Origin of the sequence: Stappia sp. TSB10GB4, assembly GCF_900185745.1 — a bacterium.
Lineage (GTDB): Bacteria > Pseudomonadota > Alphaproteobacteria > Rhizobiales > Stappiaceae > Stappia.
The window spans coordinates 80565-91002 of the sequence record NZ_FYAV01000061.1 but is presented as its reverse complement, the minus strand read 5'-3'; the positions used below and the strand labels follow the sequence as shown (position 1 = coordinate 91002).

The 10438-nt window shown below is 68.3% G+C and carries 7 protein-coding genes; 1 reads left to right on the top strand and 6 read right to left on the bottom strand.

Annotation, left to right across the window (positions count from 1 at the left end):
- Nucleotides 1–321: 321 nt before the first annotated feature.
- The 3 genes from TSB10GB4_RS18425 to TSB10GB4_RS18415 form a co-directional block, all read right to left on the bottom strand.
- On the bottom strand, nucleotides 322–1308 hold the full coding sequence (locus TSB10GB4_RS18425) for a threonine/serine dehydratase (RefSeq protein WP_244570960.1): 987 nt from the start codon (nucleotides 1306–1308) through the stop codon (nucleotides 322–324).
- Nucleotides 1309–1407: 99 nt separating this feature from the next.
- The gene (locus TSB10GB4_RS18420) at nucleotides 1408–2442 is read right to left on the bottom strand and encodes a glycosyltransferase family 1 protein (protein WP_186396945.1); all 1035 of its coding nucleotides are present in this window, start codon (nucleotides 2440–2442) and stop codon (nucleotides 1408–1410) included.
- The gene (locus tag TSB10GB4_RS18415) at nucleotides 2439–3248 is read right to left on the bottom strand and encodes a UDP-2,3-diacylglucosamine diphosphatase (RefSeq protein WP_186396944.1); all 810 of its coding nucleotides are present in this window, start codon (nucleotides 3246–3248) and stop codon (nucleotides 2439–2441) included. Before TSB10GB4_RS18415 ends, TSB10GB4_RS18420 begins: the two co-directional genes overlap by 4 nt.
- Before the next feature lie 239 nt (nucleotides 3249–3487).
- On the opposite strand from TSB10GB4_RS18415, the gene TSB10GB4_RS18410 reads away from it, so the two are divergent.
- Nucleotides 3488–4267, top strand: coding sequence for an SDR family oxidoreductase (locus TSB10GB4_RS18410; protein ID WP_186396943.1), 780 nt, complete (start codon nucleotides 3488–3490; stop codon nucleotides 4265–4267).
- A gap of 77 nt (nucleotides 4268–4344) precedes the next feature.
- Here the strand turns inward: TSB10GB4_RS18410 and TSB10GB4_RS18405 are convergent, their stop codons facing one another.
- From TSB10GB4_RS18405 to TSB10GB4_RS18395, 3 genes are all read right to left on the bottom strand, one after another.
- Nucleotides 4345–5637, bottom strand: coding sequence for an OmpP1/FadL family transporter (locus TSB10GB4_RS18405; protein WP_244301354.1), 1293 nt, complete (start codon nucleotides 5635–5637; stop codon nucleotides 4345–4347).
- 397 nt (nucleotides 5638–6034) lie between these two features.
- Nucleotides 6035–9235 carry an efflux RND transporter permease subunit gene (locus TSB10GB4_RS18400; protein ID WP_186396942.1) on the bottom strand — a complete coding sequence of 1067 codons (3201 nt, stop codon included), beginning with the start codon at nucleotides 9233–9235 and terminating at the stop codon, nucleotides 6035–6037.
- On the bottom strand, nucleotides 9232–10317 hold the full coding sequence (locus TSB10GB4_RS18395; RefSeq protein WP_186386171.1) for an efflux RND transporter periplasmic adaptor subunit: 1086 nt from the start codon (nucleotides 10315–10317) through the stop codon (nucleotides 9232–9234). The genes TSB10GB4_RS18400 and TSB10GB4_RS18395 overlap by 4 nt, the downstream gene beginning before the upstream one ends.
- Between the last annotated feature and the right edge of the window lie 121 nt (nucleotides 10318–10438).

Below are 10438 nucleotides of genomic sequence, written 5' to 3'. Positions count from 1 at the left end.
CCACGCCGGCCGGGCTTGAGGGAGCGGCAAGCCGAGAGGGAGATGGAGCGTTCGATCGATCACGTGAGGCGGACACGCCGTGCGACCCGACCGGCCGTCGAGGCCGTGGTTCCGTTAGGCGCCGCCCCACGCGCAACCCATCTTGGGCCATGGCGGTTCACCATGCCGCCGAAACAGGCCGGACATACGAACCGCTGTCGATCCGAGCGAGCCTCAACTAATCGCTTGCCCTCAGGGGGCCGTCCACATACGGGTCGCGGCTGCGCCTTGCCCGGAATGACGACCGAGGGGCTGGGGCGAGGACACGATTGAGTCCAGAACCTAGCCCGCCAGCGCCTTCGCCATCATGTCGGCGTCGATATTGCCGCCCGACAGGATGAGCGCAACGACGCGCCCGGCGACCGGCAGCCGCCCCGACAGAACCGCCGCAAGGCATACCGCCCCGCCCGGCTCCACCACCAGCTTCAGCTCGCGGAAGGCGAAGGCGACGGCGGCAAGGGCTTCCGCATCGCTGACCACCAGGCCGCGCTTTGCCCGCCGCCGGGTGATGGAAAAGCCGATCTCTCCCGGCTGGCGGGCGAGCAGCGCATCGCAGATCGAGCCGGCCTCGCTGGGATTGGCGACCGGCACGCCGGCCGCCAGCGAGCGCCCGTGATCGTCGAAGCCTTCCGGCTCCACCGGCAGCAATTCGCAGTCCGGCAGCAGCGTCTCCAGCGCCAGGGCGATTCCCCCGGTCATGCCGCCGCCGCCGGCGCAGGTGAGCATCGCGTCCGGCACCAGGCCCATGGCCGCCGCCTGTTCGGCAACCTCGGCGCCGATGGTGCCCTGGCCGGCGATGACGCCGGCGTCATTGTAGGGATGGACCAGGGTCGCGCCGGTTTCCTCCGCGATTCCCAAGGCGATCGCGTCGCGGTCGTCGACGCCGCGGCGATAGGTGACGATGCGGGCGCCCGAACGGCGGGTGCGGTCGAGCTTGGCCTGCGGCGCATCCTGCGGCATGACGATGGTCGCCGGCATGCCGAGAACCCGCGCGGCCTCCGCCACCCCTTGCGCATGATTGCCGGACGAGCAGGCGACCACGCCGCGCGCGCGCCGGTCCTGCGGGATCAGCGAAAGCCGGTTGAAGGCGCCGCGAAACTTGAAGGAGCCGGTGCGCTGCAGGGTCTCCGCCTTCAGCAGCACGGTGCCGCCGGTCATCTCGTCGAGAAACGGCGAGCGCAGCAGCGGCGTCACCACCGCTTCGCCGGCGATGCGCGCCCGCGCGTCGACAATGTCCTGAAATACCGGGTGCATGGGAATCGCGTCCATGGGAGCCTCCTGCGGGAGCAAGATCCCTACACGATCACCGCGCATCCTTGAAGAGCGCGCACCACGCCCGCGCGCGATCCGGCGCAGATCGCCGGCCGGTCACGCCGCGCCGCGAGACTGCGCGATCTCGGCAGCGTGCAGGCAGTTGCCGAGAAACTGGCGGGTGCTGGCCTGCCAACTGTAGGACAGCGCCACCTCGCGGCAGCGCTCGCGCGAGATCGCCAGTGCCGCCACCGCCGCGCGGCCGAGATCCTCGTCGAGAACCCCGGCCCCGGTGCCCGCCAGGATGTCGAGCGGCCCCATCACCGGATAGGCCGCGACGGGAACGCCGGCCGCCAGCGCTTCCAGCAGGACATTGCCGAACGTGTCGGTGCGGCTCGGGAAGACCACCACATCGGCGGAGGAATAGTGCCAGGCGAGATCCTCGCCGGTCTTCGAGCCGGTGAACAGGACCTGCGGATAGCGCGCGCGCAGATCCGCCAGTTGCGGCCCGTCGCCGACCACCACCTTGGTCCCCGGCAGGTCGAGATCGAGAAAGGCGGCGATGTTCTTCTCCACCGCCACCCGGCCGACATACATGAAGATCGGCCCGGCGATCCCCTCGCCCAGGACGCTGCCCTCGCGCGGGCGGAACAGCTCGTGATCGACGCCGCGCGACCAGCGCATCAGCTTGGTGAAGCCGCGCGCCGTCAGGTCCCGCTCCAGGGTCGGCGTTGCCACCATGCAGCCGTGACCGGCATTGTGGAACCCGCGCAGCCAGGCATAGGACCAGGACACCGGCACCGGCATGCGGGCCGAAAGATATTCGGGAAAGCGGGTGTGATAGCTGGTGGTGTAGACGATGCCGAGGCTGCGCGCGACGCGGGCGGCCATCAGCCCGAGCGGGCCTTCGGTGGCGATGTGCAGGTGATCGTAACCGCCGGCCAGCACCCGCCGCCGCAGCGCCGCCGGCGTCGTCAGCGACAGGCGGATCTCGGCATAGGTCGGGCAGGGAACGGTGAAGAAATCCGCCGGCGACAGCACCTCCACCGGCATGTCCATCCGCAGCAGTTCCTCGACGGTGCGCTCGATGGAGCGGACCACGCCGTTGATCTGGGGATGCCAGGCATCGGTGACGATCAGCAGCGACTTCATGCCGCCGCCTGCGCCCGTCCGGTGGCGCGGCTCTCGGCAGCCTGCACGTGCCGCGCCGCCTCCGCCCAGCGGATGATCTCGAACGTGCCGTCGTGATGCTCGGCGACGGCGGTGCAGCTTTCCACCCAGTCGCCGGTGTTGATGTAATGGGTGCCGAACTCAAAATGATCGGCGGCATGGTGGATATGGCCGCAGATCACCCCGTCGACGCCCTGCCGCTCGGCCTCGCCGGCCAGGGTCTCCTCGAACTTGCCGATGAAGTTCACCGCGTTCTTGACCTTGAGCTTGGCCCAGGCGGACAGCGACCAATAGGTCAGCCCCAGCCGCCGGCGCAGCACGTTGAGCCCAGTGTTGAGGTTGAGCGCGCTGACATAGGCCCAGTCGCCGAGGAAGGCGAGCCAGCGGGCATGGCGCACCACCACGTCGAAGCGGTCGCCATGGATGACGAGATAGCGGCGACCGTCGGCCGTCTCGTGCACGGTTTCCTCGATCACCTCGATGCCGCCGAAATGCGTGCCGAGGAAATCACGCAGGAACTCGTCGTGGTTGCCGGGCGTATAGACGATGCGGGCGCCCTTGCGCCCCTTGCGCATCAGCTTCTGCACCACGTCGTTATGGGCCTGCGGCCAGTACCACATGCGGCGCAACCGCCAGCCGTCGACGATGTCGCCGACCAGATAGATGGTCTCGGCATCGTGATACTTGAGGAAATCGAGAAGCATGTCCGCCTGGCAACCACGCGTCCCCAGATGGATATCGGACAGAAAGATCGCCCGGAAATGTCTCGGGGCCGGCTCGGAGGACATGGCACGCTCCTGACAAGACTTTGAGCGTCTAAATGCGCGATTCCGGTCTCAGAAATATGACAGGCGGCGGAAAACGACTCGAAAGACGGCACCGAAACCTGTCCGCATTGCCGCCGGCGCAGGACAGGACCTGCGGCAGGGCCGCGCAACTGGACGGGACGGGGACGGGTCCGCTATCAATCGGCAACGATGACCGGAGGGGCCCCCGCCCCGTCCGGGCGACACTCGGGAGACACGACATGGATCTTGGACTTAGCGGCCGCAAGGCGATCGTCTGCGCCTCCAGCCGGGGCCTGGGGCGCGGCTGCGCCGAGGCGCTGGCGCAAGCCGGCTGCGACCTCGTCATCAACGGGCTCGACCGGCTCCGCCTCGACAAGACCGCCAGCGAGATCCGCTCCCGCTACGGCGTGACCGTGACCCCCGTCGTCGCCAATGTCTCGACGCAGGAAGGCCAGGAGGCGCTGCTCGCCGCCTGCCCGCAGCCGGATATCCTCGTCAACAACAATGGCGGCCCGCCGCGCCGCGACTATCGCGAACTCGACCGCGAGGCGATGATCGACGGCGTCATCCAGAACATGGTTTCGCCGATCGAGATGATCCAGCGGGTCGCCGACGGAATGGCCGAGCGCGGCTTCGGCCGCATCGTCAACATCACCTCGATCACCGTCCGCATGCCGCTGGAGGGCCTGGACCTGTCGAGCGGCGCACGCGCCGGCCTCACCGCCTTTCTCGCCGGCGTCTGCCGGACCTATGCGGGCCGCAACGTCACCATCAACAACCTGCTGCCGGGCAAGATGGACACCGACCGGCTGCGCGGCGGCATCGAACGGGCAGCCGGCCTGAGCGGCCGCAGCGCCGACGACATCGGCCGGGCGCAGCAGGCGGAAATCCCGGCCGGCCGCTTCGGCACCGCCGAGGAGTTCGGCCAGATCTGCGCCTTCTATTGTTCGCAGCACGCGGCCTATGTCACCGGACAGAACATCCTGATCGACGGCGGCCTCTACCCGGCCGCCTTCTGACGCCGCTCAGCCACAAACGCAGGACGCCGGCGGGAGATGCCCGCCGGCGTCTGTCGTCTTTCGGTTCAGGCTGCGGCTCAGTAGCCGCGCGCGCTGTCGTAGTCCGGCCGCGCCGCCGGCCCGCCCCAACGGTAGCGCAGCGACGCCGAGACGATGTTCACATGCGCATTGGCCTTGCCGACATAGCTGCCGACATTCGGGTTGTAGTCCTGATGGCCCGGAGCGATGTTGATGTTGGCCTTGCCCGCGTGGATATAGGTGTAGCCGAGGTCGAGGGACATATCGTCGGTGACCTTGTAGCTGGCGCCGGCCGACAGCCACAGCCGGTCGGTATCCGGCAGGCGGGTCGAGCGGATCTTGTCGGTGATCGGCGAGATCTCGTAGCCGATACCGGCACGCATCGTCAGGGCGTCGGTGACGTCGTACTCGCCGCCGATGGCGAAGAACCAGGCATCGCGATAGTTGAAGTGCAGCGTCTGCACGGTGGCGCCCGTCGCCTGCGAGGTGACGCGCGGCGACTTCAGCCGGCTCCAGTTGGTCCACTCGACCGTGCCGAAGACGCGGAAGGCGTCGGTGACGCGCTGCTTGGCCGAGAAGTTGATCATTTCCGGCGTGACCAGCCCCGCGTCGATCGCCGTCAAGCCGGCGGGCGTCTGGATGTTGCCGTCGAGCGACTGGCTGATCCCCGAGCGGAAGCCGAGGCCGAGCTCGGTTCCCTCGAACGGCTTGAAGGTGACGCCCGCCGTCACGCCGAAGCCGACATCGTCGCCGTCCAGGATCGCCGAGGGGTAGCCCGGAACATTGGGGAGCGCCGACTTCAGGGTGACCTTGAAATACTGGACCTGGACGCCGAAGGCGAAGGACAGCATGTCGTTCAGCTTGTAGCCGATGGTCGGCGTCACGTTGACCGACATCACCTTGGAGGTTCTGGAATAGAACTGCCCCGCCCAGTTCTGGTGCGGCTTGGTGGTCAGGCCGAAGGGCGCGTTGATCGACAGGCCCAGAAAGATCTGGTCGGTGAGCTTGTAGGCCGTGTAGGACGCCGGCACATAGCCCTCGCTGCCGATGTCGCCCGAGGGCGCCGAACTCGGCGTCAGGCCGAGCACGCCGGCACCGATGGCCGAAGGCGTGAAGTTGCCGGTGATCTCGGCATTGGGAGCAATCAGCGAGTGATGGCTCTCAAAGGTGAACCCCTCCCCGGCCCCGGTGATGGTCGCCGGGTTCCAGAACATCGACGAGATCGACGGACCGGTGGTGCCGCTGCCGGCGAACGACATACCCTGATAATAGGCGCTCTGCTCGCGCAAAGCGAAACCGCCGGCGAAGGCGGATGTTGAAGCAGACACCACCGCAATGGCAGCGGCGGACAATAGAAGGCTCTTCCTCGTAAGTGCCGTGCTCGTGAGTGCCATGTCTCGACCATTCCTCCCAGAATGTCAGGTGCGAACAACCCCTCGCGTTCGTCCTGTTTGAGGAAGGATGAAAAACCCGCGACATCTTCGCAATCGTCATGATTGGCGAGGGCTTGACGAGCAAGTTAACGCAAAAAAGCCGGCCCGGAGGTTCCGTAACGAGATATTTACGCAACGGAAGGCGATCGGCCACGCGAAAATCGGAGCACCCGTGACAGTTTCGCGACATCGCGACACAGCCGGCGCGCAATTGCCTAGTTTTTAGGCAAATTCGTAGAGATACTGCCTCTCGTGTCTTTTTTGCTATGTGTTGCTCAATCGCAACAATTCAGGAGCGGCGGAGCAACGGGGGACGTCACTCCGCCGCCTGCGGCAGAGCCGGCGCGGGGTCCGGTGCACGCTCTGCCGTGTCCTGTTTCGCAGGTCCGATATCGGACTTGCGGCCGGTTTCCCCGGCGGGGGTCTTGGGCGCGTTCACCTCCGCCTCCGTCCTGTCCAGCCGGCGGCGGAACCAGAGCGCATAGAGCGCGGGCATGAACACCAGCGTCAGCACCGTCGCCACGGTCAGGCCGCCGATCATCGAGATCGCCATCGGCCCCCAGAAGATATTCATCGTCAGCGGGATGAAGGCGAGCACGGCCGCCAGCGCGGTCAGGATCACCGGCCTTGCCCGGCGCACGGTGGACTCGATGATCGCCTCGCGCATGGTCGCCCCGGCCTGCAGATCGTGGTCGATCTGGTCCGCCAGGATCAGCGTGTTGCGCATCACCATGCCGCCCAGCGCGATGACGCCGAGAATGGCGACGAAGCCGAAGGCGGCATCGGCGATCAGCAGCGCGGCGACCGCGCCGATCAGGCCGAGCGGGAACGTCATGAACACCAGGATGGTCTTCGAGAAGGACTGCATCTGCAGCATGATCAGGACGGCCATCGCCAGGAACATCAGCGGAAACACCTTGGCGAGCGCCGCATTGGCCTTGGCCGATTCCTCCGCCGCCCCGCCGGTATCGATGCGATAGCCCGGCGCCAGGGTCGCCTCGATCTCGCGCATCGTCGGCAGCAGGGCCGCGGTGACGTCCGGCGCCTGCACGCCGGCCGCCACATCCGCCCGCACCGCCAGCACCGTCTCGCGGTTCCGCCGCCACAGGATCGGATCCTCGGCGGTGTAGTCGATCCGCGCCACCTGGGACACCGGGATCGCCCGCCCGTCGCGCACCTGCAGCACCATGTCGGCGATATCGCCGAGCGCGGCGCGCTCCGCCTCGTCCGCCCGCACCACAACTCCGACGGAATGCCGCCCCTCGCGCAGCGCCGTCACCTCGTATCCGGACAGCAGCGTCTGCAGCGACTGGCCGATCTCCGAGGTCGACAGCCCGAGGGCGCGGGCCCGGTCCTGATCGACCTCCAGCCGCACGCTCTTGACCTTTTCGCCCCATTGCAGCTCGACATTGCGCGTGTCCGGGTGGGCGCGCATCGCATCGCGCACCCGCGCGGCAATGGTCCGCACCTCTTCCAGATCCGGCCCGACGACGCGGAACTGCACCGGATAGCCCACCGGCGGCCCGAGTTCGAGCTTGTTGGCGCGCCCGTTCACCACCCCCTCGGCCTCCGCGAACCGGGCCTGCAACTCCTTGACGAGGGCCGTCGTATGCTCCCCGCCCTTGGTCTGGACCAGGATCAGCGCATAGCTCGGGTTCGGCAAGGCCGGGTTGTAGGCGAGGAAGAAGCGCGGCGCGCCCGCCCCCACATAGGTGGTGAAATAGTCGACATGCTCGCTGGTCGCGAGCCACGCCTCCAAGGCCTTCGCCTCCCGGTCGCTCGCCGCGAAGGAGGCGCCTTCCGGCCCCTTCAGCTCGACCAGCACTTCCGGGCGCGAGGAGCTGGGGAAGAACTGCTGCTTGACGAAGCCCATGCCGTAGCCGGCCGCGACCAGCAGCCCGATGGTGGCCAGCACCACCGGCAGACGGAAGCGCACCGCGCCGGTGACCAGCCGGCGCAGGCGGTTGTAGGCCGGCGTGCGGTAGATCGCGTCCTCGTCCTCGTGCCCGCGCTCGGCCGCGTGGCGCTCCAGCGAGCGCGGCAGCAGCTTCAGCCCGAGATAGGGGGTGAAGACGACGGCGACGATCCAGGAGACCAGCAGCGCGGTCGCGACGACCCAGAAGATGCCGCCGGCATATTCGCCGGCCGCCGACGCGGCGAAGCCAACCGGCAGAAATCCGGCGACGGTGACCAGCGTGCCGGTCAGCATCGGGAAGGCAGTGGATTCCCAGGCGAAGGTCGCCGCGCGGGCCCGGTCCCAGCCCTGCTCGATCTTCACCACCATCATCTCGATGGCGATGATGGCATCGTCGACCAGGAGCCCCAGCGACAGGATCAGCGCGCCCAGCGAGATGCGCTCCAGATCGATGCCCATCTGCATCATCGCCACGAAGGTGGCGGCGAGCGTCAGCGGCACGGAGAGGGCGACGATGATGCCGGTGCGGAAGCCCAGCGACAGGAAGGACACGAGAAGAACGATCGAGATCGCGACGGCGAATTTCAGCAGGAACTCGCCGACGGCCTCCTCCACCACTTCCGGCTGGTTCGAGACCTGGTGCATCTCCGCCCCGAGGGGGAGCCGCGCCTCGATCTCGGCCGCCTTCTCATGCAGGCGCTCGCCGAGCTCCAGCACGTTGCCGCCGGCCGACATGGCGACGCCGATCATGATCGCGTCCTCGCCATTGTAGCGCGACACATAGCTTTGCGGATCGGCGAGGCCGCGGGTCACCGTCGCGATGTCGCCGAGCCGGAACACCCGGCCCTCCGCCTGCACGGGCACGGCCGCCACCGCCTCGATGCCCTGCAGGCTGCCGCTGACGCGCACCTGCACCGTCTCGCTCGGCGTGTCGACGGAGCCCGACGGAACCACGGCGTTCTGCGCCGCCAGCGCATCGAAGATCGCGCTGGCGGGGATGCCGAGGGTGGCGAGCTTGGCATAGGAAATGTCGACATGGATCTTCTGGTCCTGCTCGCCGAAGAGCTGGACCTTCTCGACGCCCTCGACCGCCAGGAAGGACTGGCGCGCCATTTCCGCAAGATCCGACAGTTCGGTCCAGGTCGCGCCCGGGGCCGTCAGCGCATGCACCTGGACATAGACGTCGGCATATTCGTCGTTGAAGAAGGGGCCAAGCACGCCCTGCGGCAGGTCGCCGGCGATATCGCCCACTTTCTTGCGCACCTGATACCACAGGTCCGCGACCTTCGAGGGGGGCGTGGCGTCGTCGAGGACGATCTGGGTCGCCATGAAGCCCGGCCGGGTATAGGTCTCCAGCCGCGACAGCCAGGGCAGCGTCTGCAGCCGGGTTTCCACCCGGTCCGCCACCTGCTCCTGCATCTCCTCAGCGCTCGCGCCGGGCCAGACCGCCGTCACCACCATCACCTTGACGGTGAAGGACGGGTCTTCGTTGCGGCCGAGATTGCCATAGGCGTAAACGCCGGCGACCGCGGTGACCAGGATGAAGAAGAGAACGAGCGTCTGGTGCCGAATGGCCCAGGCCGACAGGTTGAAGCTGCTCATCGCAGGGCTCCGACCTGAACCGGACCCTGCGCCTGGCGCAGCACGGCGTTGATCTTCAGGCCCGGATCGAGCCGGTGAACCCCGAGGCTGACCACATGGTCGCCATTCGCAAGGCCGGAGAGGATCGCCCGCTCCGCCTCGATCCGGCGGACCACGACAGCGACCGCCTCGACCCGCTCCGCTCCGGGAGCCGCCCGCCAGACATGCGGCGTGGCGCCGGAATACCAGACGGCGGTCAGCGGCACCGCGACCTCACCCTGCGGGGCCGCATGCTCGAGATGGACACTCGCGGTCATGCCGAGCCGCGCGTCGGCGCCCGGATCGTCGAGGGCGAAGCGCGCGGTGAAGGTGCGCGCCGCCGTGTCGGCGACCGGCGACAATTCGCGCAGCCGCGCCTGATAGCGACGGTCGGGGCTGGCCCAGAGCGTCACGCTGGCGCGCGCGTCGGCAAGCCCCGTCACCTGCGCCTCGGGAATCGCCACCTCGACCTCCCGCTCGGCATCGCCGGCGATGCGCACGATGCCCTGCCCCGCGGCGACAACCTCGCCCGGCTCGGCCATCACCGCCGTCACCACCCCGTCGCGATCCGCCTTCAGGCTCGCGTAGTCCAGTTGATTCGCCGCGAGGATCCGCTGCTCGACCGCCGCCTTCAGCGTGGCGGCGGCGGCATCGTCCGCCGCGACCGCCTGATCGAGCGCCGCCTGCGAGACATGCCCCTTGTCCTTGAGGGCGCCGACGCGGATGCGATCCTCCGCCGTGCGCCGGGCCTGCGCCTCGGCGGCGCGCTCTTCCGCCTGCCGCGCCCGCAGCGCCGCGTTGAGGTCGTTCTCCTCAAGACTGGCGATCGGCTGGCCCGCCGCGACCCGGTCGCCGACATCCACAAGCCGCGCGGAAATCTTGCCCCCCACCCGGAAGGCGAAAGGCGCATCGCTGCGCGCGTGGACGGTGCCGGAGAATGTCACGCTGCGGCCATCCGCCGGGACGGCCGGCTCGACCCAGACCACGCGCGGCGTCGACGCAACGTCCGCCTCCTCCGACGCCTGGGGCTGGCAGCCCGCGATCACCCCCGCCAACACCAGCATGGGCCCGAGCCGCCCGCCGATGCGCCGCAGACGGAAAAGCGCGGCAGAGGGGACAGCGCGCGCGGGAAATGCGGGTAAGCGGCTCATCATACGGGCCTTTCGGAGTGCCGTCCCGCCCGTG

Coding starts and splice junctions, on each gene's coding strand:
- TSB10GB4_RS18425 (WP_244570960.1), bottom strand. CDS start 1,308: ATGGACGCGATTCCCATGCACCCGGTATTTCAGGACATTGTCGACGCG.
- TSB10GB4_RS18420 (WP_186396945.1), bottom strand. CDS start 2,442: ATGAAGTCGCTGCTGATCGTCACCGATGCCTGGCATCCCCAGATCAAC.
- TSB10GB4_RS18415 (WP_186396944.1), bottom strand. CDS start 3,248: ATGTCCTCCGAGCCGGCCCCGAGACATTTCCGGGCGATCTTTCTGTCC.
- TSB10GB4_RS18410 (WP_186396943.1), top strand. CDS start 3,488: ATGGATCTTGGACTTAGCGGCCGCAAGGCGATCGTCTGCGCCTCCAGC.
- TSB10GB4_RS18400 (WP_186396942.1), bottom strand. CDS start 9,235: ATGAGCAGCTTCAACCTGTCGGCCTGGGCCATTCGGCACCAGACGCTC.
- TSB10GB4_RS18395 (WP_186386171.1), bottom strand. CDS start 10,317: ATGCTGGTGTTGGCGGGGGTGATCGCGGGCTGCCAGCCCCAGGCGTCG.